The sequence below is a fragment of the Pseudomonas sp. GW822-FHT05A08 genome (genome assembly GCF_058800485.1).
Map to the genome: position 1 here is coordinate 4,036,069 of NZ_CM179511.1, position 20,287 is coordinate 4,056,355.

28 protein-coding genes, 1 tRNA gene and 1 pseudogene are annotated in these 20,287 nt (G+C 57.2%); 9 read left to right on the forward strand and 21 right to left on the reverse strand.

Annotation, left to right across the window (positions count from 1 at the left end; translation table 11 throughout):
- The first annotated feature begins 41 nt into the window (after nucleotides 1–41).
- Nucleotides 42–371, forward strand: a complete 330-nt coding sequence (locus AC3RCP_RS18015) for a hypothetical protein (protein WP_101338225.1) — start codon at nucleotides 42–44, stop codon at nucleotides 369–371.
- 170 nt (nucleotides 372–541) lie between these two features.
- Nucleotides 542–970, forward strand: a complete 429-nt coding sequence (locus tag AC3RCP_RS18020) for an N-acetyltransferase (RefSeq protein WP_101338226.1) — start codon at nucleotides 542–544, stop codon at nucleotides 968–970.
- A gap of 104 nt (nucleotides 971–1,074) precedes the next feature.
- Here AC3RCP_RS18020 and AC3RCP_RS18025 read toward each other — a convergent pair whose 3' ends face one another.
- Together AC3RCP_RS18025 and AC3RCP_RS18030 are read right to left on the reverse strand one after the other, a co-directional pair.
- A complete protein-coding gene (locus tag AC3RCP_RS18025) occupies nucleotides 1,075–1,461 on the reverse strand; it encodes a YfeK family protein (protein WP_101338227.1) in 387 nt (128 codons plus the stop codon).
- Nucleotides 1,462–1,529: 68 nt separating this feature from the next.
- Entirely contained in the window at nucleotides 1,530–1,727 is a 198-nt protein-coding gene (locus AC3RCP_RS18030) for a hypothetical protein (protein WP_178081072.1), read from the reverse strand.
- A 336-nt stretch (nucleotides 1,728–2,063) separates the two neighbouring features.
- Here AC3RCP_RS18030 and AC3RCP_RS18035 point away from each other — a divergent pair, with 336 nt between their 5' ends.
- Nucleotides 2,064–2,456 (forward strand): hypothetical protein, encoded by a 393-nt coding sequence (locus AC3RCP_RS18035; protein WP_492571253.1) that lies wholly within the window; start codon nucleotides 2,064–2,066, stop codon nucleotides 2,454–2,456.
- Between the two features lie 51 nt (nucleotides 2,457–2,507).
- Here AC3RCP_RS18035 and AC3RCP_RS18040 read toward each other — a convergent pair whose 3' ends face one another.
- The 4 genes from AC3RCP_RS18040 to AC3RCP_RS18055 all read right to left on the reverse strand — a co-directional run bounded on the left by AC3RCP_RS18040 (nucleotide 2,508) and on the right by AC3RCP_RS18055 (nucleotide 3,726).
- Entirely contained in the window at nucleotides 2,508–2,711 is a 204-nt protein-coding gene (locus tag AC3RCP_RS18040; RefSeq protein WP_371860908.1) for a DUF1993 family protein, read from the reverse strand.
- A 137-nt stretch (nucleotides 2,712–2,848) separates the two neighbouring features.
- Nucleotides 2,849–2,998 (reverse strand): hypothetical protein, encoded by a 150-nt coding sequence (locus AC3RCP_RS18045; protein WP_178081073.1) that lies wholly within the window; start codon nucleotides 2,996–2,998, stop codon nucleotides 2,849–2,851.
- Between the two features lie 189 nt (nucleotides 2,999–3,187).
- Nucleotides 3,188–3,424 carry a YceK/YidQ family lipoprotein gene (locus AC3RCP_RS18050; protein ID WP_007921679.1) on the reverse strand — a complete coding sequence of 79 codons (237 nt, stop codon included), beginning with the start codon at nucleotides 3,422–3,424 and terminating at the stop codon, nucleotides 3,188–3,190.
- Between the two features lie 215 nt (nucleotides 3,425–3,639).
- Nucleotides 3,640–3,726 (reverse strand) — tRNA-Leu (locus tag AC3RCP_RS18055).
- A gap of 1,130 nt (nucleotides 3,727–4,856) precedes the next feature.
- Between AC3RCP_RS18055 and AC3RCP_RS18060 the strand changes: the two genes are divergently transcribed.
- A complete protein-coding gene (locus AC3RCP_RS18060) occupies nucleotides 4,857–5,579 on the forward strand; it encodes a fimbrial biogenesis chaperone (protein WP_492571252.1) in 723 nt (240 codons plus the stop codon).
- Nucleotides 5,580–5,782: 203 nt separating this feature from the next.
- The gene (locus AC3RCP_RS18065) at nucleotides 5,783–6,715 is read left to right on the forward strand and encodes a fimbrial protein (protein WP_492571251.1); all 933 of its coding nucleotides are present in this window, start codon (nucleotides 5,783–5,785) and stop codon (nucleotides 6,713–6,715) included.
- A gap of 528 nt (nucleotides 6,716–7,243) precedes the next feature.
- On the opposite strand, the gene AC3RCP_RS18070 is transcribed toward AC3RCP_RS18065, so the two are convergent.
- Entirely contained in the window at nucleotides 7,244–7,537 is a 294-nt protein-coding gene (locus AC3RCP_RS18070) for a hypothetical protein (RefSeq protein ID WP_492571250.1), read from the reverse strand.
- A 129-nt stretch (nucleotides 7,538–7,666) separates the two neighbouring features.
- On the opposite strand from AC3RCP_RS18070, the gene AC3RCP_RS18075 reads away from it, so the two are divergent.
- Nucleotides 7,667–8,374, forward strand: a complete 708-nt coding sequence (locus tag AC3RCP_RS18075; protein WP_492571249.1) for an SOS response-associated peptidase — start codon at nucleotides 7,667–7,669, stop codon at nucleotides 8,372–8,374.
- 9 nt (nucleotides 8,375–8,383) lie between these two features.
- On the opposite strand, the pseudogene AC3RCP_RS18080 reads toward AC3RCP_RS18075, so the two are convergent.
- Nucleotides 8,384–8,497: pseudogene (locus AC3RCP_RS18080) on the reverse strand (lysis protein); the annotation flags it as partial.
- Nucleotides 8,498–8,830: 333 nt separating this feature from the next.
- On the opposite strand from AC3RCP_RS18080, the gene AC3RCP_RS18085 reads away from it, so the two are divergent.
- Nucleotides 8,831–9,172 carry a hypothetical protein gene (locus tag AC3RCP_RS18085; RefSeq protein WP_492571248.1) on the forward strand — a complete coding sequence of 114 codons (342 nt, stop codon included), beginning with the start codon at nucleotides 8,831–8,833 and terminating at the stop codon, nucleotides 9,170–9,172.
- Nucleotides 9,173–9,218: 46 nt separating this feature from the next.
- Here the strand turns inward: AC3RCP_RS18085 and AC3RCP_RS18090 are convergent, their stop codons facing one another.
- The 11 genes from AC3RCP_RS18090 to AC3RCP_RS18140 all read right to left on the reverse strand — a co-directional run bounded on the left by AC3RCP_RS18090 (nucleotide 9,219) and on the right by AC3RCP_RS18140 (nucleotide 17,916).
- Entirely contained in the window at nucleotides 9,219–9,476 is a 258-nt protein-coding gene (locus AC3RCP_RS18090) for a hypothetical protein (RefSeq protein WP_492571247.1), read from the reverse strand.
- On the reverse strand, nucleotides 9,473–9,844 hold the full coding sequence (locus tag AC3RCP_RS18095) for a hypothetical protein (protein WP_492571246.1): 372 nt from the start codon (nucleotides 9,842–9,844) through the stop codon (nucleotides 9,473–9,475). The genes AC3RCP_RS18090 and AC3RCP_RS18095 overlap by 4 nt, the downstream gene beginning before the upstream one ends.
- The gene (locus AC3RCP_RS18100) at nucleotides 9,841–10,266 is read right to left on the reverse strand and encodes a structural protein (protein WP_492571245.1); all 426 of its coding nucleotides are present in this window, start codon (nucleotides 10,264–10,266) and stop codon (nucleotides 9,841–9,843) included. Before AC3RCP_RS18100 ends, AC3RCP_RS18095 begins: the two co-directional genes overlap by 4 nt.
- A 42-nt stretch (nucleotides 10,267–10,308) precedes the next feature.
- The gene (locus AC3RCP_RS18105) at nucleotides 10,309–11,580 is read right to left on the reverse strand and encodes a phage tail fiber protein (RefSeq protein ID WP_492571244.1); all 1,272 of its coding nucleotides are present in this window, start codon (nucleotides 11,578–11,580) and stop codon (nucleotides 10,309–10,311) included.
- A gap of 64 nt (nucleotides 11,581–11,644) precedes the next feature.
- Nucleotides 11,645–12,325 (reverse strand): hypothetical protein, encoded by a 681-nt coding sequence (locus AC3RCP_RS18110; protein WP_492571243.1) that lies wholly within the window; start codon nucleotides 12,323–12,325, stop codon nucleotides 11,645–11,647.
- Nucleotides 12,325–12,648 carry a hypothetical protein gene (locus AC3RCP_RS18115; RefSeq protein WP_124320281.1) on the reverse strand — a complete coding sequence of 108 codons (324 nt, stop codon included), beginning with the start codon at nucleotides 12,646–12,648 and terminating at the stop codon, nucleotides 12,325–12,327. The genes AC3RCP_RS18110 and AC3RCP_RS18115 overlap by 1 nt, the downstream gene beginning before the upstream one ends.
- The gene (locus AC3RCP_RS18120) at nucleotides 12,645–16,103 is read right to left on the reverse strand and encodes a TipJ family phage tail tip protein (protein ID WP_492571242.1); all 3,459 of its coding nucleotides are present in this window, start codon (nucleotides 16,101–16,103) and stop codon (nucleotides 12,645–12,647) included. The genes AC3RCP_RS18115 and AC3RCP_RS18120 overlap by 4 nt, the downstream gene beginning before the upstream one ends.
- 94 nt (nucleotides 16,104–16,197) lie before the next feature.
- A complete protein-coding gene (locus tag AC3RCP_RS18125; RefSeq protein ID WP_274336188.1) occupies nucleotides 16,198–16,416 on the reverse strand; it encodes a hypothetical protein in 219 nt (72 codons plus the stop codon).
- 117 nt (nucleotides 16,417–16,533) lie between these two features.
- Complete coding sequence (locus tag AC3RCP_RS18130) at nucleotides 16,534–17,124, reverse strand: tail assembly protein (protein WP_492571241.1); 591 nt, start codon at nucleotides 17,122–17,124, stop codon at nucleotides 16,534–16,536.
- Nucleotides 17,125–17,178: 54 nt separating this feature from the next.
- Nucleotides 17,179–17,523, reverse strand: a complete 345-nt coding sequence (locus tag AC3RCP_RS18135; protein WP_492571240.1) for a hypothetical protein — start codon at nucleotides 17,521–17,523, stop codon at nucleotides 17,179–17,181.
- Between the two features lie 96 nt (nucleotides 17,524–17,619).
- The gene (locus AC3RCP_RS18140; RefSeq protein WP_492571239.1) at nucleotides 17,620–17,916 is read right to left on the reverse strand and encodes a DUF4236 domain-containing protein; all 297 of its coding nucleotides are present in this window, start codon (nucleotides 17,914–17,916) and stop codon (nucleotides 17,620–17,622) included.
- 153 nt (nucleotides 17,917–18,069) lie between these two features.
- Between AC3RCP_RS18140 and AC3RCP_RS18145 the strand changes: the two genes are divergently transcribed.
- Both AC3RCP_RS18145 and AC3RCP_RS18150 read left to right on the forward strand, forming a co-directional pair.
- The gene (locus tag AC3RCP_RS18145; RefSeq protein WP_492571238.1) at nucleotides 18,070–18,321 is read left to right on the forward strand and encodes a protein L; all 252 of its coding nucleotides are present in this window, start codon (nucleotides 18,070–18,072) and stop codon (nucleotides 18,319–18,321) included.
- A 93-nt stretch (nucleotides 18,322–18,414) separates the two neighbouring features.
- A complete protein-coding gene (locus tag AC3RCP_RS18150) occupies nucleotides 18,415–18,663 on the forward strand; it encodes a hypothetical protein (protein ID WP_492571237.1) in 249 nt (82 codons plus the stop codon).
- 107 nt (nucleotides 18,664–18,770) lie between these two features.
- Here the strand turns inward: AC3RCP_RS18150 and AC3RCP_RS18155 are convergent, their stop codons facing one another.
- Nucleotides 18,771–19,535: a C40 family peptidase gene (locus tag AC3RCP_RS18155; RefSeq protein WP_492571236.1), complete on the reverse strand. Its 765-nt coding sequence runs from the start codon at nucleotides 19,533–19,535 to the stop codon at nucleotides 18,771–18,773.
- A gap of 2 nt (nucleotides 19,536–19,537) precedes the next feature.
- Nucleotides 19,538–20,287, reverse strand: coding sequence for a phage minor tail protein L (locus tag AC3RCP_RS18160; RefSeq protein ID WP_492571235.1), 750 nt, complete (start codon nucleotides 20,285–20,287; stop codon nucleotides 19,538–19,540).

Here is a 20,287-nt window from a genome sequence, read left to right on the forward strand (position 1 = left end):
GTACCTCAAGCTTCGAGTTTCATTTCTCAAGGAACGGAAAAATGATCACGAACTGCACGAACTGGCATGCCTGGCTGGACACCATGCCACCCAAACCGGACGAACTTCATGTAGTCGGAGACGTTGAAGTCGCCAACCCAGGGATCAAGGCCTATCTGACGGTACGAGTCCCGCAGGGTATCAACCCGGCAATACTCCTACTGGATCTGCACCTGTACCAAAGGCCAGGGCAATGGATTCAGACAATCACCTGCACGCAAGTCAGGTTCACCCGGGTGCTGCCGCCCAACGCCACGCTCTACAGCGCGATTGAAATCTTCCACAACGGCGAACGAATCGCGTATATCGACGAAATCCCACACATCTCCTGACTGATCCGTACTGAATCAGTGGAGCCTTGATATCCGACTGCGGCCGCCTGATCCTCAATCAGTCGGTCGCCTCCCCCGCCGCACTCCTGCATCTTTTAATATGTCGGCTCTTGAACTGGCCAGCGCCTGCTTCTAGCCTGCAACCCGTTATCAGGAAAAGCGCAAGAGAAATGATCAGAAGATTTGAACAGCAAGATATGGATGCCGTGCTGGACATCTGGCTGCAGGCCTCGCTGAAAGCCCACAATTTTATCGACGCCTCATTCTGGCAGTCGCAAGTCGACAACATGCGCAACCTGTACCTCCCGGCGTCAGAGACCTATGTCATCGAGCGACAATCCAAAGTGCGGGGTTTCTATTCGCTGCACGCCGACCAGTTGGCCGCTCTCTTTGTTGCACCTGCATTCCAGGCCAAGGGGATTGGCAAGCAACTGCTCGCCCATGCCAGGGCACAGCGTCCCGTGTTGAGCCTGGCGGTGTACAAGGACAATACGGCCAGCTGCGGCTTTTACCTGGCACAAGGCTTTGTTGTGACCCACGAGCAGACGGATGAGCAAACGGGGCAGCAGGAATACCTTATGAGCAGCACCCCGCTCTGATCCATGTAGCCCGTCACGGTATATCCAGCCCTGGCTTTTTATTGCCCTCCAAAAAACCAAAAAGCCCAGCGTACGAGCTGGGCTTTGCCTGGCCAAAAACTGAATCAATGAGGCTGACGCTGCCTCTGCAACTCTGCCTTTAACCAGCTGCTTGCCGGTTGCGATCCAGTAGCGCAGCGCACCTCATAGGCCTTGCCACTCATGCTGCTTTTAGTGGCCGCAAGATCGATAAAGTCCTCCGCGCTGCTCACCATGTCCTTGCCTTCGAGGTAATTCAGTTTTTTCTCCAGGTGCTGTCGTGCCTGGGGGGCTGGATACTCGGTGCCATTACGCACGAACTGGCACTGGCTGTGCTCGACAAAATCCAGCAAGCCCTTTATCTCCCGGGCTGCCTGAGGCGTCGTTTGCGCCTGCGCGTTAGTCGCCATTGCCAAGGCGGTGATACCAGCCGCCATCAGCCATCGAGCCCGTTCACCGGTAAAAATTCGCATCCTTCGTCCTTGTCTTGAAACTGAGCACTGTTGTCGGATCTGGCCGAGTATCACCCGGCCCAGGTCGGTCAAACTTCGATAGGGAAAGTCGGCTGAACTTCCTGCTTCATATCCGCGTTTTCTGTCGCGGCCTCAAGTTTGGCCAGGAAGGCTGGGTTCAATTTGGCTTCAAGCAGATTGACATGCTCTACCGCCCTCTTTTGCTCAACCATCTTGGCAAGTTCTGCATAAGAAAGTCTGGGTGCCGCGTTTTGAATAGTTATCACTGAAGCTCTTCCTTGGTTCATCCGTCCAGCCCACCAGGGGCTTGGCGGCAAGTGTATCCCCTGTTCCGCGCCCGTCCCAACTCATCCGGCCAGCACTTGAGCATATCGGCACTCGATATCTTCTTTTTATCGATACCTGGCGCATCCGGATCTGGAAAGCCACGCCGCTCAAGCACAGCCTTGAACTGCCGCGCATGCCTGCCCATACCCAGGTCTGACGGTGTTTTCGCCCTGCCATAGACCAATGGTGCCGCCAGTCGTCGTCACAGCGTTGACGCTCTATCCCTTAAGGCGCGCAATGGCCCCCTAAAAATGATCGCCTTGGGGCCTTTCCAGATGGCAAAGATCATAGTGCTGGCCGGTGACTTCCCCCAGGGTGACGCGGAGTATCTGCGCGGAACCATCACGCTCAAGACCCCCAATAAACCGCTAATGGGGAAAAGCTTTCTCGTCTCCGAATTCAAGGAACTCACCGTCGAAAATACCGATTCGAACAAGAACATAAAGAGCGCCATAGGCCTTGGAGTGGTGGGTGCCATGTTTCTTGGGCCGGTCGGAGCCGTCGCCGGCTATCTTCTGGCGGGTCACAATACCGAAGTGACATTTCTGGCCACCTTGAAGGATGGCCAGACACTGCTCGCTGCAACCGATAACGAGACCTACCAAGACATCTCGGCGCGCTTCAACAGAAAAAGCTCACCTGAAAAACGCGATAGAACCGAGACTTGACGCCCGGTTCAGCACTTTTCTTTTAGTCCGCCTGGGAAATCAGACAGTCGCTTACTGCCGCAAGTAGGCGAGCATGTGCTGCACATAGTCGGCTTTACCGAGTGGTACGCCGTTATGTCGCAGGATGTTGTAGGCCGTGACGAGGTGAAAGTAGAACTGTGGTGTCACCCAGTTCACCACGTACTCATTACCACTCATGCAGACTGCTGCGTTTTGCCAGCCAGCAGAACCGTCCCCTGCGCAACCGGCAAATATTGACCAATGGCCGGATGGAGGATTGAGAACCGCGCGATGAATCCGCAGGAATGGAAAAACAACAAGGCTGACCGGATTGAGCGGCCATTCACAGTCAGCCTTGTCGTTGGGACAGCTTCAACCCGGGAAACGGCGGATTACCATTGGCCCGAGAAGATGCAGGTCAGTGCTTCGATGCCGCTGAACTTCCACAGCGAGTCGTTACAGTCTCTGGCGAATGCATGGGCGTTCGAGGCGGTGAGGGCCAGGACCACGGCGGAGGCGTAGACGATTTTCTTGAATGGCATGGTGAATCTCCTTTTTCGTATCGGCACTTTCTTGTGAGAGCCACCCCGACGAGGATGGTCATCCGCACTATATGCCCGGCCTCGGCAGCAGACGATTAGGGCTGGTGTGCTAATGGCGAATACGCATCACCCAAGAGCATCGGCAAATCGCGCAGGGCTGCCGCTTTGCAGACGAAATCCCAAAACAGATTAGTCATTGCAGCTGTACTGATACTCGAATGGAAAAAACACCGTATCGACCACCAAGGAAAACGGTGCATCGATCAGTAAAAAGGGAATCAGCTTTCCATGGGAGGTGCCTACCAACCACCAGTCCAGGCGCACGCCCTTGTAGGGGCAAGGGTGGTCGTAGTCCATGCGCATCGCCACCGCGGCGCAGCCGCTCAGGCAGTTGACCAACACCAACAGAATCACTTTCCGAAACACCTAATGTCCTTATTACATCCATCTGCAGAGCTGCGTAGACGTCTCTGCAATACGCCAGTGACTTTTGCCCAATGGCAATGACAGAGAAATACATCCGCCAGCAGAAAGGCAAGAAAGCCTCTCCAACCGCGTAAATCGCAGACCGGATTTGAATTTGCAGACCGGAAACGAACAAGGGTTTGCATCAGCTTTCGCCAGCAAACCCTTGAAATAGATGGTGCCCGAAGCCGGAATCGAACCGGCACGCCCTTACGAGCGGGGGATTTTAAGTCCCATGCGTCTACCAGTTTCGCCATTCGGGCGGTAGCGCGGTGTTGCAGTCTGAAAGGCTTGAGCCGTTTCAGCGCCTTGCGGCAAGGGGGTGAAATATATACATCCCCTCCCTTTGAAGCAAGTTCGTTGGCGTCAAATTCAAGACTGAATATCGAGCCGGCCAATAAACAAAAAGCTCCGTAAATCATAGATCTACAGAGCTGTTTCTATCGGTGGGGGCTACGGTCGGAATCGAACCGGCGCAGAAGGAAGCTGCATGCCACTGATAAAACCAGAGATGCCAGCAGGCTATCACACCAAAAAAATCATAACCATATGATTTTAAAAGAATTATCAATTACGAGACAGGCAAAGGCAGATTTTGCCCAACCGGCGCAGGGATCCTGGGATGGCTGAACTCATGGGCCAGCGGAGCCGAAGACACAGGCCATAGGCCAAACCGCGAAGGAGCGATCAGCGAAGCCTAAGGGCAGAGAAAGAGCTGCATCACTCTTCCGGATTTTTTCAGCGAGGGATTATTCAAAGGCACCACAACATCACCCGGCACAATGCCGGATCTGAATTGGCGCCCACCCTGACCAGCTGTTGGCCGTTCAGCAATCCATCGTAAACACACCTGGCCGGGCAAGCGCGACCACTCTAATCAGAGCAGACGCGCATGTCTCGAAGACAATTCTGAAGAAACCTGAACGGCGTGAGCAAACCTGGACGTAGCCGTCAGAAGCACGCGTGCGAGTACCTCGGTTGAGCGGTGATCGGACGGGCTAGCGTATCGACGCAAGCGTTCGAGGCGGGGCTGGCTTGCTGCTTATCCAACTCGGCGAACAGGGCACAGAACTCCCTTACCCGCCAAGCCAATATCTTGAACGGACTGCGATAGCAAGCCGGTGGATGGGGCTCCATCAATACAGCGAGTAGGTCGCGCTATACCTGCCAAAAGTCGCGGAATACTCCCGATTGTGCACTTCTATCCCTGGGCCCCAGGGGTCAGCAGCGTTTTAAGAATCGACTGATACCTGGGAAAGTCCAGTGCCATTAGTATCCCCCAGGCATTTATAAAGGCATGCGATGAAAGTCCCACAATCACCCGCATTGACTAATGAACACGCCATAAGAAAGCAGCGCACCGATGTCTCTTTCAACACTTTCGAGAAACTCCATGAAAAAGTCCCTTGCCATGAGTGTGGCGTTTGCCGGACTTCTGTCGTTGTTTGCCCTGCCCTCCCATGCCGGTATCTCATTGAATGGAACTCGAGTGGTACTGACCGGACCGAAGAAAGAAACTTCCATGCTGGTGCTGAACGATGAATCGACGCCCATCATGATCCAGTCCTGGATCGAGCCCTTCGGCACAAGCTCCGATCAGGACGTCCCCTTTGCCCTCACCCCTCCCCTGAAACGCCTGAGCGGGAACGCCCGACAGCAGTTGCGTGTCCTGTATCAGGGCCTGGGGCTACCCACGGACAGGGAGTCGGTGTTCTGGTTGAGCGTGCAGGAAATCCCCCAGAAGTCGAAGGATGAAAACACCCTGCAGATTGCCGTGCGCCAGCGCATCAAGTTGTTTTACCGGCCCGCCGACTTGCCCGGCGACGTGGACCAGGCCCCTTCCAGGCTGCAATGGCGCATGACGCTCAAGGAGGGCAAGCCCGGCCTGGAAATCAGGAATGACTCCGCGTTTCACATCTCTTTCGGCACGGTAAACGTCAAGAGCGGTTCAAACAACTATCCGATTCCAGCAGAAATGCTGGCCCCCTACTCAAGCCAATCATTCGCGATCGAGGAGGCTTCTTCCTTGACTTCTGGCGGACCAATAAAGATCGAGTTCGAGAGCATCAACGACGATGGAGTAGCCGTACAGCACTCAGGCGACATATCCAGCTGATCTTGGTTAAAGATCAGAATTTTTTGTTTGTTGATTAACCCAGTGTTTTGTTATCGGCTGAATATCACCTCTTATGAAATACACACTTCGCCAATAGCCTTCACCCCAAACAAAGAAAATCATTTCCGAACGCATGGAGCCAGGGTGCGCAAGAACGATTCACCCACGAACCCTATTCAAGGCCGATCAGAGAGAAACAGGCAATGAAGACCACAGCAAGAAAAATGATCAACACCCTATTCATCGCGCCGCAACTTTGCGTCATTGCACTCTTGGCCCTCGCCGTGTCGCCGCCCGCGAGGGCAGTAGATGCACGGGTATCAGCATTCGGGCAGGAACTTTCGATTCCGAAGAACACCTCCAGCGGCACCATACTGGCTCGACACTACATTACTCCGCAGGAGGCATGCGGCGCATCGAAGTGCAGAGCCGGAGACCTTTACGCCTACCCAGAGGGCGGCGTATCGACCTCAAGTGCAACAGTAATCACCACGAACGTCTCGGGCATATCGACTCGTTTGTTGATCAATGGAAGAGCCTACGGAACTTCATATCCAGGGGTCGAGTTCACCCAGCCAATCGAAGTACAGTTACTCGGCGATGGTCGAACAAATCTAGGCGGTTCCCTATCTGGCAACCAGGCCCTTGCGAACTACTACAAACTCGAAATGACAGGCTCGCGCCTGTACATTTACCTGAACGGCACTATCACCCCGATCGACGGCACCTGCTCGGTGCCGGGCCAGACGGTAAAGCTACCCAAGACCTTGCTGAACCGCCTGGACCGCATCGGCTCGACAGCCGGCACCCAGAGTTTCCAGATACAGATCAACAACTGCCCCAAGGGCTATAACCGGATTGGCTATACCCTTGATCCGGTTGGCGGCGTGATTGCGAACTCGCCTGGGGTATTGCCGCTTACTGGCGGTTCGACCGCCAGCGGCATAAAGATCCGGGTTGAAAACGCCCAGGGCGCTCCGGCAACCATGGGGAACTCGATAACGGTCGATGGATACAACAAAACGGCAGGTGGCTCGTTTGCCATTCCGATGCAGGCGTCCTACATCAGGACTGATGCGACGGCTACACCCGGAACGGTAAACGGAGCAATGACCGTGTTTCTGGATTATCGGTAACCCTTCCCGCTCGTTATCCTGTTTGCCTCCTTCGAACCAACGGCAGGAGGCTTCGCCAGTCGAGCCCATCGCCTCCACACAGCGGACGATGCCCCCCCCGAAAGAACCGGCCGGAACAAAATGGCGCCCACTCCACCCTATCTCGCAGCCAAAGTCCTGCGCATGAACGAAGGCTCCCATGAAGGCGGGTTCGCCGACCAGAGCCACCCGATCCAGCGGCTCCGTCGCGTCTACCGCCTGGCCTCAACGATGGAACGCCTACTTTCCTCCAGCCAATAAAAAAGCCCGTAGATCATTGATCTACGGGCTTTTCAGTTTGGAGGCCGAGGTCGGAATCGAACCGGCGTAGGCGGATTTGCAATCCGAGAGGCAAAGCCTTGTATTTCCTGGGCTGCACTGTGTTTCGCGTTCCATTACTAAGCAGATTTCGATGCTCTACAGACCGCATTCTATAAGGGGGTGCCGTTCGAGTTATGGAACTGTTTTCAGCCCCTCCTCCGGCGTTCTGCCGACCGGACACAATTCCCCTCATTCAGTACGACACCACCACGACTGCGCGTAGAAGGCATCGCCGATCTGCTCGATGCCATTCAAGTTCATCCCACCCTGGGCCATCCCGGTGATTTTCACGTCATGAAGCCGCGGAATGATGTCAGGGCCAGGGCCTGGATTGAAAACCCAAGCACTGAAAGCCGCCCGGCCAAGCTCTTCGTTCTGACATTCATAGATGTGAATGTCGCCTCGAATCGCGGGGGTCCTCCGCAATTCCTCCTTGGAAAGCGCAACGCCTAGAACTCGGCGCGGAGTAATCAAGAAGTACATCGGACAAACCTATACTGTATAAAAACACAGCATATTACTCACAGCGCCCCGACCATCAATCGGGCGCTGACGAGTGGCCTGCCCGTTGGTCTACGTTGAATAAAGTGGACCATCACTTCGGAGGCGAGCATGTGCGGACGTATCGCGCAGTACCACGGCATTCACGACTTTGTGGCCGTGCTCAGCATGCCGGGTGCGCTGGTCAACAACGCCGGCGATCAACCTCTGGAGCGGTACAACGTGGCGCCGACAACAAATGTCGCCCTGCTCCACATAGAGAATGGCGCGCTACATGCCGACCTTATCAGGTGGTCCTGGAAGCCGCACTGGGCAACCAATCGAGCCGAACCCAATGCCCGCGCCGAAAAGGTCGCGCACAACCCCTATTACCGGGCAGCCTGGCCAAATCGAGCGATCACGCCAATAGACGGATGGTTTGAATGGCTTGTGGAAGAAGGTGGAAAACAGCCCTACTACATCCGGCGACGTGATGGCTTGCCCAGCCTGTGCGCCTCGATTGGCCATTGGCCGCATGCTGACGAGCCTCCTCGGGAGCACGACGGCTTTGTGATCGTCACTGCGGACTCCGCCGGTGGCATGGTCGACATTCACGATCGGCGGCCAGTAGTCCTAGCGCCGGACCTGGCCCGGGAATGGCTTGACCCGGCGACACCCAAGGAGCGAGCCGAGCTGATGCTGATGCACCAGAGCGAACCGTCCGAGGCGTTCGAGTGGTTCAAGGTCGACCGCGCCGCGGGCAACACAAAAAATCAGGGGGCGCACTTGATCGATCCCATCAGCGAAATCCACGGCGGAGCATTCGTGAATAACGGCTGATCGAGTCGATCAGCGCGTAAGCGCTCGAACATATGCCTGACACGCCTGCAGGGCGATCAGTCTTTGGTCGCCGTCGTCGGTGATGCCGATAATTCGTTGAGCATGCGCCGGATCAAGTTGGGCTCACGTGGTTCCATGAACTCATAGACTTATCTTAGTGGTTGAGTCTGAATATTTACTTTTAACATTACATAACCCTAGGCCAATAGATTTGACTAGACCGCCATCTAAAAATACAAAAGTACAAAAGTACAAAAGTACAAAAGTACAAAAGTACAAAAGTACAAAAGTACAAGAACCTAAGAACCTAAGAACCTAAGAACCTAAGAACCAACAAAGCAATAGCAATTAATTATATCAATCTGATACGGATATTTATTTTAAAACTGACACTATTTTTCACCCAATTAAAGCCTAGACTCTAAGTCTCACCCAAAAGTTGAAAAGGAGTTCATCATGTCTTTACCAATTACCAACATCGCAGCCCTAAAGAGTAACTGCACCGCAGAGTCAAGCTTTAACGGAGAATCAAGTAACACAATGCTTGATACGGCAGTTTCAATCAACCTTGATGGGCATCAAGCGTGGACTGAAAACATCTCAAAAGCCGCTACGACAGCAACACTAAAAGGCGACAAAGTCTATGGCGTTTACACATTGCAAGAGGGTGCAACCCTTGAATTCATATACGGAGGCAATAAGATTGGTTTCTGCATTAAGTTTTCCGGAACAATCACGCAAGAGGGAGCAAGCCCTATCACCTTGAAAAATGAAGTTATTGCCACCTTTACGGCATAATAGCTCGGGTATTTAATACCCCTCCTCATTATGGGAGGGGTATTACTTAGCTGCAGGATCGAGAGCCAGCTAGAAGCTCCCGCTCATACCCGACCCGTTGCCGGCGCTCAGCCAGCAACGCTCTCACCTTCACCTCCAGGCTATCAGTCTTCTTCAGTCCGGCGACTGCCCACTGCGGCACGACAACCTCCGGCGCACGACACGGCACCGGCACCGGCACATCCACCCGCACAGTGCGCACTTCCGGCTCCCGGCCGGCGCACCCCGCCAGCAACACCACAATCCCCACCAGCAGCAACTTCATAATCCAAGCTCCCGATCGATAATGGCCGCCGCTGCTACGCACTGGTCGCCACCGGTTCGTTCCTGCAACAGGCGGTTCGCCGCGGCATACTCGCCCTGGGCCAGCTCTCGGGCGTCGGCCTGGGCCTGGGCGGCGCGCTGCTCACGCTCTCTACCGGCCAGCACCAGCTCGCCGAGCTTCCTGCCCTGCTCCCCCGCCAACGCTTCCAGATTGGCCCGGCCGGCCTTGGTCGTTGCCAGGTCGTCCTGGGCGGCGTCGAGCAAGGGTCGGTAGTGTCCGGCGGCAAGCCATAGGCCGAGCCCTGTGCCAGCGGCGATCAGCAGGCCGGCCAGCACCAGGGCGCCGAGCAACTTCTGCGCCGGCGTCATGTCAGCGCCCGCCGCACGCCTTCGGCCAGCACGGCGTCCGGATAGGCATACCCGGCATTCTCGTGATGGATGACCGCCTTGACGAATCCGGCCATGACCTGGGCTTGAGTCAGGTCGATCTCCGCCCCCGGCCGTGTACCGGTGTTTGCCTCGACGGAGCGCACGTAGGCAGCCGTGTCGTTCTCTACCGCCGGCGCCCAGCGACTGATAATGGCCTTCACTGTCCTGAGCCCGTGCTTTCGCTGATAGGTCAGCAGCAGCTTGCCCAGGGCGCGGATGCCATTCTCTGGCGTATCGAACCGGGCGAACCGCTTCTCAAGTGCTGGGTTTGGTGGGAGCTGGCCCTGCCACTTGTTGGCCGGGTTGTAATCGATGTTGCCGGGGTTGCGATTGCGCACCCCGCGGGTTTCGGTGTTCGGCATACTTTTCTCCAGGCAAGAAAAAGCCCGCTCAGTGGCGGGCTGTTATTCGGTTTCGGCGAACTGTTGCGGGGGCGGCTCTACGGCGGGCATTTCCAGGCGCACGTCGATCCAGCTATTGAGCGGCACGTCCAGCGGAGCCCCGCGACCGGGGATCATTTCGCCGTCTTCGGACAGGGTCCAGCGCTGCTTGAACAGCCGGACGACCACCGTGCCGTCGGGATCCTGCTCGGTCTCGGTGATTCCGAGCGTGCCGCCGCCGTCCGGCGAGCACGGGTCCTGCGTTCGCCAGCCTTCCAGTGCCAGGCCCAGGCTGCCGGTTACACGGTACTCACCAACGCCCAGGCGCTCGACACTCACGCCGCGGGCCTCGCTGTTCGCCATGCCCCAGGCACCGGCCGGCTCGAAGGTCTGCTCGTCGAGATCCCGGCGCTGGCTATCGGCGACATTGGCGATGCGCAGGATCGGCGATGCAGCAGACAGCACGCCGCCAGAACCGCGAGTGGTGTTGCCGGTGTGGTAGAACTCGATCCAGGGTGTCGGACTGCCGTCATAGATCGACTGGAATTTAACCGTGCCCGAGCTGCCGGACAGCCCGTAGGGCCAAGCGATTGTCAGGCGATTGGATGTATCCGTATGCCTGAAAACCTGCTTGTACCAGTACCCGGTGCCGCCAGTGGGTAGACCGGATGAGCCTGGCGGATAGAGATTCGGGTCGACGCCATGCGCGACGTTCGTGTACCAGCTCTGAACCAGGCTTGTGCTCGTCCGTCCAGTTGAATATGCACCAGCCACGTTTCCAGTTTCATAGCCGATGGCCGCTGTCGCTGCGGAGCCCAGGCCCAAGCCTGCTCGGCCGGCGGCCTGATCAACACCGCCTGTCCCTCCTTTTGAAACCGGGACAACGTTTTCGACAGCAACAACCCCAAGCCCAAGCCCAGCACGAGCGCTGCCCTGGGTTGTGCCACCGGTCCCTCCTTTTGCAACGGGAAGGGTGTCGTAGTTACCAGTGGTGCCGAGGGCAGCCATCTTCGCGCCATAGGCGTTCACCCATGCGCGGACTTCATCCGCGAGAGTTTTCTGGTAACCCTGTATCGGCACCAACGCATAGTTGCCGAAAGCGTTGGTCGCGCCTTGATAGTTCGGCGAAATCGATATTGCCGTGTCACTGGCAATGTTCGTGACCTCATACCATCGCCCATCAGGACCGAGAAATGCATCCCCGACGCGGCTGTTCGCGATGAATGCAGTGTTGGTACCGATCACCGCGTTGGAGTTTTGGGTAACGCTCACCGTTCCCGTTTTATACCAGGGCATAGGTTTATCCTTTTGTCTGGCAATGAAAAGCCGGCTCATGGCCGGCTGGATATTGAGATGGTTGTCAGGTGTTCAGTTTGGCGAATACCGCAGGCAAGAAAAATGCGAATGGATTACCAAGCCCGATGGTTAATGCATATAGATTACCACCGGAGAAATCCCACCAGCAGTACAGCTGCCTATTTTGCACGCCGTCATTCAACATTGGCATACCGAATGTATTTATCAGCATGTGTTCGCCAGCCGGAAAATTGAAATTAACGCGATAGTAATTTCTTGGAATCCCTTGGCTTTCATAATCTGTTTTCACATAGCTCCAGTTCTGAAAAGATCGAGTAAACAGGGCAAATGGTGTATCTGAGTCAAATATTAACTTTGAATTCCCATCCCACAACCGAACACCATATTTTGCTACAGCTGTGGCAGCAAAGCCGCATACAAAATATGTGCCATTCGGCTGTAGCGTATTTACATCATAAGCCCGAACATAAAATCCAGTCCAAGCGCCAGGAGATCCGTTTACCCGCATCCGGCAAAGACCAGCAATACCGGAAGTCCCAGCAGGACGAACAAAAACCAAAGGTGGCTCTTGGCTTGTAATTACTGATGGAAACTGAGTTGTTGATCCAAGACCAGACTCTTCTGTTGGCTGGTAGTTGCCCTTTGCAAGAACTACCAGCCGCGTAAATTCTGAGTCAATGGTTACGACATTACTGCCGTTAGAGTATTGCATTCCATAAGCCATCAATAAAACCTTATCACTATAAGCCTCATTGTAATACCAGTAGTATTACTGTACTGCTCCCTACCCCTTATAAAGCTATATACACGAACAGCATCAACAACAACTTCTGTTTCAAGCTGCTTGTCATTTACTGTACTGTAAGCACCCACAGGAACAACAAAAGCGGCGCCATTCTGTGGTGTGATACCAGGCACAGCTATTGTTTGCGGGATAGTCAAATTATTCCCTGTCACCAACGCGCTATACACAACTCGCATGGTGAAAGTATTTTCGTCTACTTGGACCTCACCATTAGGCCCCCAGATTCGTATGCCGTAGCTCATGCGGATAGGTCTCCCCACTGGTAGCGTTTGACGCCGTTTTCATCGAAGACCTTCCCACCCGCGTTATTGATAACCTGGCGGGCCCCTCCTCCAAATGGGCTGTTGATCTCGAACGTCCCGTCAAACCACAGCCGCCATCCGACGCTGCCTGCGACGTAGTTGTTCGACTGGATGTAGTTGCCGATCTTGGCGTTGGTGATCGTGCCGTCCTGGATGAAGGCCGAGTTGATAAAGGTCTGCCCGCCGGTTACCGCGAACGGTGACACCGGCGTACCGTTGGCCAGGTTCAGCAGCATGAAAGTGTCAGCACGCACAACGAACTGCGACGACACTCCAGAGGGGTCGACCTGCAGGCCCAGGCCAAACGATGCCGCGTACTTCTGACCACCGGCGGTGGTCTCCATCTTCACCGACCAGAGCGTTTCCAGCTGGCCGTTGGTGTTCGCCAGCGCCGACGAGGTTTGCTGGATTGCTGCCGTGTTTTGGCCAACGGTGGCTTGCAGCTGAATCCTCTGCGTGGCCTCTGCCTCGATCTCCGACGCCCTGACCTTCTCTTCCGTGACGATCGCCGCGGTGCTGTTCCAGCCCTTCATGGCATCCGCCAGCTCGCCAGCCCCATCGTCCTCCCGCCAGGAAGCCCTGAGTGTGTTCGTTGAGGCCGCCTGAGCCGTTACCACTCCATCCAGTTCGGTGATATCGGCGGTGTTGGTCGCCACCTGCTGCGCCAGGCCATTGGCCGTCTCGATCGACTGGCCCACGTCCAGCCAGTAGGTTGGGCTCGGCGGTGGAGTGTTCATCGGTACCGCCTGAATGGCTTGGTACAACCGCTGCCCCTGCTGGACGATGTCGTCCTTGATGTAAGTCTTCTCGGCGTCGTACAGCAGGATGTTGTCCAGGGCGTCGATCTGGTCCTGCAGGCCGTCGATCTCTGTGATCAGGTCCTGCCCCAGCTCTGTTCGGCTGATCTTGCCCGCGAGCATGTCGAGGATCGGTCCAGCCTCCGAACTGGCCTGGCCCTGCACCCCATTGACCACCGGATAGAACGGGCCGATATTGCCGGTCCGGTCCACCAGGCGCGCCCAGAAGAAGAAGGTTGCGCCGGCCAGCAAGCTCTGCATGCGATAGTCCGCCTGCGGATACGCCAGATCGGCGAGCTTGGTGGCGGTGCCCAGGTCGTTCGCCGGCCCATACCAGATCTCGGTCCGTTGAGTGTCCTCGGCGCCGGACGGGAATCCCCATTTGAGTCCGATCCCGAATAGCTCGCTGGTGGTGGTCAGGAACGACACCGACGGCGACAACCCCTCCTTGCCCTTGAGCTGGGTCAGGCTCGACGCCTTCCAGATCGACGAAATGTCGAAGGCGCTCACCGCCCGCACCCGAGCCAGGTAGGCGCCGGCATAGATCCCGGTCACGTCAACGCTGGTCGCGCCAGTGCGCTGTACCTTGACCCAGTTGCCGCTGTCCTTGCGCCATTCCACGTCGTAGGCCACAGCACCGTTTACGGCCGGCCACGAAATGTTCATGGTGCTGACGGCGATGCCCTGGTCGACTGCATAGTTCGAAGTCAGAGTTACGCTCGCCGGCGGCGGAACGACGGTGACCGGGATCCCGCTGATCGGCCGCTCCTCCAGGCGGGCGCCGGTGTCGATGAAAGCGAACTTGCCGGGTTCGTACTGCAGGGCGCTGATCTCGAAGTCGCCCTCGGCGGTGCGCTTGGTGCTCAGCACCCGGTAAAGCGGGATTGCCAGGTCGTCGGCATCCAGTGCCCACTGCAACTGTGGCAGCGGTGGTTCGCTGTAGGCCGTGGTCACGGTGACAGCGCGCCCTGTGACGCTTTGCACGGTCCGGCCTTCGGCGCGTCCGCCCGGCAGGTTGATGATCAGGCGATCGCCGGCCTTGGCCTGGGTGTCGCGGTCGAGCGTCACCACGCGCCCGGCCACTGCCGAGATCCGGCCGCCAATTTGCCGGCCGGCCAGCAGCGAATCCGCCACAGGGATGATGTGCCCAGGCAGCGGAATCACCCCTTCCATGCCAGTCTTGAAGCTGACGGTCCGGTCCTGGTTGTTGCTCAGGATCGCCCACTTACCACGGCGCTGGGCCTCGGAAGCGCGGGTGCAGCCAATGGCCGTCAGCTCGGTTGGCTTGTCGCCGAAACGGCGCTGCAGCTCCAGATCGGCAAACGGAATGACGTCGGTGTCGTAGTTGTTCGCCGGGTTGTCGTAGCTGACTAGGGCGCGGGTGTACCGGGTCTTGGCCGAGGCACTGCCGTAGGAGAACTTCCCGTCGACGACGTTGGCCCGGGTGAAGACATAGTCGTAGTCCTGGGCGCGCGGCATGTCGGCCTGCATCACCAGTTGGCCCTGAGCCCAGTAGGTCATGCCTCGATAGATGCCAGCGATATCGCGCAGAAGCGACCAGGCATCGGCCTTGCCCTGCAGGTTCATGTCGCAGAGGAAGCGCGGCTCCTGGCCGCCCAGGCCGTTCGGCACGTTCTGGTCGCAGTACTGCGAGATCCGGTACAGCTCCCACTTGTCGACCATATACGGCTTGATGCGCTTGCCCAGGCCGAAGCGGTCCTCGGTGCAAATCCCGTAGGTAATCCAGGCCGGGTTGTTGGTCCAAGCCTGCTTCATGGTGCCGTCCCAGGTCCCGGTGTAGGTGCGGGCGACAGGGTCGTAGTTGCTCGGCACCTGCCACTTGCGCGCCTTGCACTTCACGGTGACAGCCGGAATGTTGGTGAACTGCTCGGCGTCGAACTCGATGTAGAGCAGCGCGGTGTTTGGGTAACGCAGCTTCGCGTCGATCACCTCGGTCAGGCCGGCGATCAGCATGGTGTCGGCGACCTTGTTGCTGTTCCAGTTGGGCGTCAGCCGGCGCACACGAATCAACCAGCCACTGGTGGCAGGCGGCAGATCCACGCGGCGGGACCGCTCGTAGCGGGTAGTGGTCTTGCCGTCCACCGCCTCGAGCAGCACCTGCTGATAGGCGCCGCCATCGGTGGCCACGTCGATCGCGTACTCGATGCGGTAGCCGCCGACATTCCCTTCTTCGTCCTGAGCCTGCAAGGCCGGCCAGGCGAACCGAACGCGCGCGGCCGACAGCTGGGTGTTGGTGATCGAGCGCACCCAAGGGGTATCGCTGCGCAGCTCGATGTTCAGCGTGGTCTCGTTCTCGACCGAGGGGATGCCCGGGATATATGACTGATCCACAGAACCAGAGCGCCAATCCCACTTCACGTTCGGGAAGTTGATGTTCCCGCTCGCGTCCTTGATCGGCGTGTTGTCCAGGTAGATGTCGTAGTCGGTCGGGACGCTATCGAATTCGCCCTCGCCCACCGCGATCAACATCTTTGCCAAGTTGGTCGAGCGCAGGCTGTCGTTGGCCTCAGTCGGCGACTTCGGCTTGCTGCTACCGCCTTTGGCGCCATGAATCTCAATCTGTGCTGCTGCGCCCATGCTTTCCTCCAGGCATAAAAAAACCGCCTCAAGGACGGTTGATAAAATCGGGCTATTCAAAAACTCTCACGCTGTTGGATTTGGCGTGAGAAATTCATAACATGCAGGGCTTTTTATTCGGCTCCTCAAGGAAGTCATTGCTGATGAATAACATGGTTCGTTCGTTACGCTTTTTGCTTTCAGTTTTGGTGTACGCCACTTCAATTGGAGTTGGGATTCTGGCCGCTAAAATAATCATCACCTCCATCACGGTCATGATTTCGGCGTATGCCACACCACAGGAAATTGGTGGAGCAACCTTCAACTTGATCACGTCCGTCCTCGCGGTCGCCATTGCCTATGGCCTGTGGTTGTTTGGCAGATACGTGCGAACCTCAAGCTTCAAAAAGCAACCAAGAACAGCGGTTACCAGACAGCCTTAATCTTTTGCTTATGTCTTGTCTTCGGCATAGATCGATGCAGAAATGATCATCCCGCCCCACCGGCGCTCGCCGATGCAGATCGGGACAGGGTTGCCGCTGGCGGTGGTGTTCTTGGCGCTACCGAAGGCGTATGAGGGTAGGTTTTCGGGGGATGCGCTTTGTGACAAGCCACCCTTTTGAGGGCTGAGCATTTGGATCACCCCGCCGGCGACGAGAGCGATGCCAGTAGGTGCCAAGGCCTGAAATCCAGGAATAAACGACGCGGCGATCAATACGGCGCCGATGATGGTTTGCAACAGCCCTGCGCGCTTACTGCCCGAGATCACAGGAACGATCCGAACCTCTTGCGCGCCGCCCAGGGCGAAATCCTTCTCTGCTACGTTTTTCTTGTTGCGAAAAATCGCAAAACACAAGCCTCGCTTCTCAAGATCCCTGATTGCCGCTTCGAACCCTTCGAGCGTGCACTTCAATGCCTTGAGCGCCTCCCCTACTGATTTGCTCCCGAGCTCACGTCGGTGGACTCGACCAAACATCTTGATGAGAGGGCCCGAAAGCAGGATGGTCGTCATCGAATGGTCGCCAGTGGTGATCGCTGACATCGTTTCCTCCAGGCGTAAAAAGGCCGCCCGTAGGCGGCTTAAAAAGTGTTGGTTTTAGAGACAGCTTCTAACTGCCTTCTCCATATCGCTTCGCCCATAACCCGGGCCCCAAGCCATACGCTGGTAAAGTTTTACTGAGCTGCCTTTTGAAGCCTTGCGGATGCTCAGAAGCTCATCGGTCATGTTGTTACTTGCGGCTATCAGCCGATACCCGTGCTCCGTCTCGGACATCGACACATCGCTGCGGGCATCCTGCCACTTAGGAAATACGCAAAGAGCGTAGCGTTTCGGGTCTTTCGTGGTGCTGACAGCAATACTTGGATCTTTTGACTCCAGATCGCCTGGCGACACACACCCCGCCAGCAGCGCCACCGCTACCGCTCCTACGAAAAGTCTCATGCAGATCACTCCTGTGGAAATGCGGGCAATGTAGCACTGGGTAGCCAGAAACGAAAAAGCCCAGCGCAGGGCTGGGCTGTCCCCTCGACGCACGGGTCACTTGTGAAAGATTGTCCAAAGCACTCCGGCGATAATCAAGAAAGTGAGCAAATAGGAGCCGAAGCCTGGTCTTGCTGTCGGCGCGCTATGGCTGGTCTTGGGCGCCTTGCCACTGCCATAAAGCTTCGACGTAGAAATTCCGGTTCCTGGAATGCTGCTCGTGACCTTCGTGCCGCGCTTGCTCAGGTTCACTGTCGTGCCTTTTCCCCCGATAGACGTACTGAGACCGCTTTTGCTGACATTGAGGCGAATGCCTGGGGCGACTTTGAAGCTCTTCCGGATGCGAAATGCCATGGCTCTAATCCCTGAGAGTGCAAAGCGCCATCATAGCCCTATTCGTCTCGGCGCCAAGCTGTCCGGGTATCCAGTGTGGATGAAAGGCCAGTAACTGGAAGCAGTGAAGCCATAGTAGCGTTGTGCCGCCGAACTACCGCACAGGAGGCTGGTATGGCATTCGTTACGGAAGAAACGAGAAAGTATGTGGTGACCACTGATAAGCCCAAGAACGAGCACTGGACCCATATCTATAAAATCGGTCAAACAGTGCCAGTGTCCGGCATCTATCGTTGCTACCACTGTGGTGACGAAATCACCTCAAACCAAGGCGATCCGTTTCCACCGCAGAACAAGACGCAGCACCAATGTCAGGGTAAACCTGTGCAATGGGAGCTGGTCGTGAGGACTCAAACAAAAGCTTGACTCTGCAGCTCTGGATGTAGCCCAGTCCTTGCCTGCAAACCCAAGGACTGGGATTGCGCCAACTTCGGCGCGTTTATGACCTAGGAGGTCGATGTGAGTAAAACCCCTGTCTCAACTTTCGAAGCTGGCGTGGTCGCAGCTTTAGGCGCCGTTTCCCTTTATCTTAGATCTCGCCCCGACTATGACGCTGCCGAACTGCAGAAGTACGTCAACTTTTTCAAAAACACAGTTCAGGACGGTGTCGATAAGGCCGCCTACGTTCTTCCGCTGGATGCGGTCGGTGGAGACCTTAGCAATATTGAAAAAGCAATCAGCAATGGCGTAGGCGCTAAACCTCGCTAGTGTCGACCGGCGCATTGTCGCGGATTGCTGCGCCGACAATGCGCACCTGCCCATCAGCGGTAACCTCAAAAGGCTGACTCATAACGTTCTCCAGCGGCCATGCCGCATCATGTGATTGGTTGTGCATCTTTGTGCCTGAGGATCAGGCGCGTTCGATCGAGCCAGGGCCCGCCGAAAACGATGATTTCGCTTGGGCGGCCATACAGGTGGTGCAGCAGGAAAGGTCCAGGGCCGAACACCTCGGCGGCCTCCCCGGGCAGAGTCGGATCTGCGCCGAGATAAATTCCTGCATGGTTCGGGTGGGCGGTGCGGCCCACCTCCATGACAATCATGTCGCCACGTTGCGGCTTGTCGACCTGCACGAATCCCGCCGTTTCATAGGCCTGTTCATAGAGGCTCGGGCCGGCCGGGTCTTCCCACCAGCCATCAGCGCGCTGGAAGGCTTCGAACTCCAGCCCCCACTCTCGCTTGTACCAATCCGCGCAGACCTGCCAGCAGTCCCAGGCGCCGTGGACGAATGGTCGGCCCAGCAGCGGCGTGTGGCCCGCCGGCGCGATGGTGCGCAGATCCCCTTCGGGCCAGCTCAGGATGTGCCAGGGCAGCGCTGTGGCCTCGCACATGGCCAGGTCGCGCGGCGACGGCCGGCTGGTGGCGTCTGGGTGCGAATGCACGATGCCGATCACTTCGCCCTGGTCCTCGGCCGCGGCGTAGTCCTCCGGATCCAGCCGGAACTCCTCGTTCGGTTCCATAGCGATGTTGCGGCACGGGAAGTACTGCTGCTTGCGCCCGACGGCCAGCAACAGACCGCAGCACTCTTTCGGGTACTCGGCCGCCGCGTGCGCCTGGATCGCGCTCAGGATGTGTTTGCGCATAGTCAGCTCCGGGCAATGATGGAAACGGCAGGGAAACCACCGAAAGGCAGCTCGTTGCCCTCGCCGAAGCGCGGAATGCATCCCCGCCCAAGGGTGGCGTCGCACTCGTCCTTTTCCGGGTCGTCCGTGGGCAATCCGTCCTTGTCGACGTAGCCGCCGGTGTAGCCGCAGCTCGGGCCGCGGTAACCGCCAGTGAGGCACCAGTGGCAAAGCGTGGTCGCCTGCCGGCCGATGGACTCGCCACCAACGTCGCCAGGGCTGGCCAGCTCCCAGCTGACCGTTTCCCCGTCTTCGTTGGTCTTCTGATCGATGTACCAGACCTCGATCGTTTCCTGGGTGGGGTCGGCCGTTGGGTTGCCGCTCGGGAAGTTCTGCGCATCCAGGTAGCTGCCCAGCGTGTGCCGCATGGTCAGCTTGAACTCGAGCAGGTCGTCGAAGGCCAGGCACAGGGCCGTGATGAGACCGTTGATGTTGCCGACCGATAACGTGGGCCGTACCGCGGTGCCGTCGCCGTTTGCTTCGATGCCGTCGATCTGCATGGGCCAGGCGCCATACTCGTTGCCCTGCCACCAGATCGCCTTGGCCGGCAGTTGGTCGGCGTTTGGCCCTGCTGCCAGCAGCTCTTCGGGCGAGTGCGGGATCGCGTGCCCGTGGAAGCGCAGCACGTCCGCCCCGTAGTCCGATCCGTCCAACTCGAAGAGCAGCACTTCACTGCCAGGCTCAAGGGCCTGGATGTCACTGATCAGCGGCAT

Coding starts and splice junctions, on each gene's coding strand:
- AC3RCP_RS18135 (WP_492571240.1), bottom strand. CDS start 17,523: ATGAGACTTTTCGTAGGAGCGGTAGCGGTGGCGCTGCTGGCGGGGTGT.
- AC3RCP_RS18035 (WP_492571253.1), top strand. CDS start 2,064: ATGGCAAAGATCATAGTGCTGGCCGGTGACTTCCCCCAGGGTGACGCG.
- AC3RCP_RS18015 (WP_101338225.1), top strand. CDS start 42: ATGATCACGAACTGCACGAACTGGCATGCCTGGCTGGACACCATGCCA.
- AC3RCP_RS18130 (WP_492571241.1), bottom strand. CDS start 17,124: ATGTCAGCGATCACCACTGGCGACCATTCGATGACGACCATCCTGCTT.
- AC3RCP_RS18075 (WP_492571249.1), top strand. CDS start 7,667: ATGTGCGGACGTATCGCGCAGTACCACGGCATTCACGACTTTGTGGCC.
- AC3RCP_RS18045 (WP_178081073.1), bottom strand. CDS start 2,998: ATGCCATTCAAGAAAATCGTCTACGCCTCCGCCGTGGTCCTGGCCCTC.
- AC3RCP_RS18120 (WP_492571242.1), bottom strand. CDS start 16,103: ATGGGCGCAGCAGCACAGATTGAGATTCATGGCGCCAAAGGCGGTAGC.
- AC3RCP_RS18100 (WP_492571245.1), bottom strand. CDS start 10,266: ATGCCGAACACCGAAACCCGCGGGGTGCGCAATCGCAACCCCGGCAAC.
- AC3RCP_RS18140 (WP_492571239.1), bottom strand. CDS start 17,916: ATGGCATTTCGCATCCGGAAGAGCTTCAAAGTCGCCCCAGGCATTCGC.
- AC3RCP_RS18155 (WP_492571236.1), bottom strand. CDS start 19,535: ATGCGCAAACACATCCTGAGCGCGATCCAGGCGCACGCGGCGGCCGAG.
- AC3RCP_RS18065 (WP_492571251.1), top strand. CDS start 5,783: ATGAAGACCACAGCAAGAAAAATGATCAACACCCTATTCATCGCGCCG.
- AC3RCP_RS18145 (WP_492571238.1), top strand. CDS start 18,070: ATGGCATTCGTTACGGAAGAAACGAGAAAGTATGTGGTGACCACTGAT.
- AC3RCP_RS18070 (WP_492571250.1), bottom strand. CDS start 7,537: ATGTACTTCTTGATTACTCCGCGCCGAGTTCTAGGCGTTGCGCTTTCC.
- AC3RCP_RS18025 (WP_101338227.1), bottom strand. CDS start 1,461: ATGCGAATTTTTACCGGTGAACGGGCTCGATGGCTGATGGCGGCTGGT.
- AC3RCP_RS18160 (WP_492571235.1), bottom strand. CDS start 20,287: ATGCCGCTGATCAGTGACATCCAGGCCCTTGAGCCTGGCAGTGAAGTG.
- AC3RCP_RS18105 (WP_492571244.1), bottom strand. CDS start 11,580: ATGCCCTGGTATAAAACGGGAACGGTGAGCGTTACCCAAAACTCCAAC.
- AC3RCP_RS18060 (WP_492571252.1), top strand. CDS start 4,857: ATGAAAAAGTCCCTTGCCATGAGTGTGGCGTTTGCCGGACTTCTGTCG.
- AC3RCP_RS18085 (WP_492571248.1), top strand. CDS start 8,831: ATGTCTTTACCAATTACCAACATCGCAGCCCTAAAGAGTAACTGCACC.
- AC3RCP_RS18110 (WP_492571243.1), bottom strand. CDS start 12,325: ATGGCTTATGGAATGCAATACTCTAACGGCAGTAATGTCGTAACCATT.
- AC3RCP_RS18095 (WP_492571246.1), bottom strand. CDS start 9,844: ATGACGCCGGCGCAGAAGTTGCTCGGCGCCCTGGTGCTGGCCGGCCTG.
- AC3RCP_RS18115 (WP_124320281.1), bottom strand. CDS start 12,648: ATGAGCTACGGCATACGAATCTGGGGGCCTAATGGTGAGGTCCAAGTA.
- AC3RCP_RS18020 (WP_101338226.1), top strand. CDS start 542: ATGATCAGAAGATTTGAACAGCAAGATATGGATGCCGTGCTGGACATC.
- AC3RCP_RS18090 (WP_492571247.1), bottom strand. CDS start 9,476: ATGAAGTTGCTGCTGGTGGGGATTGTGGTGTTGCTGGCGGGGTGCGCC.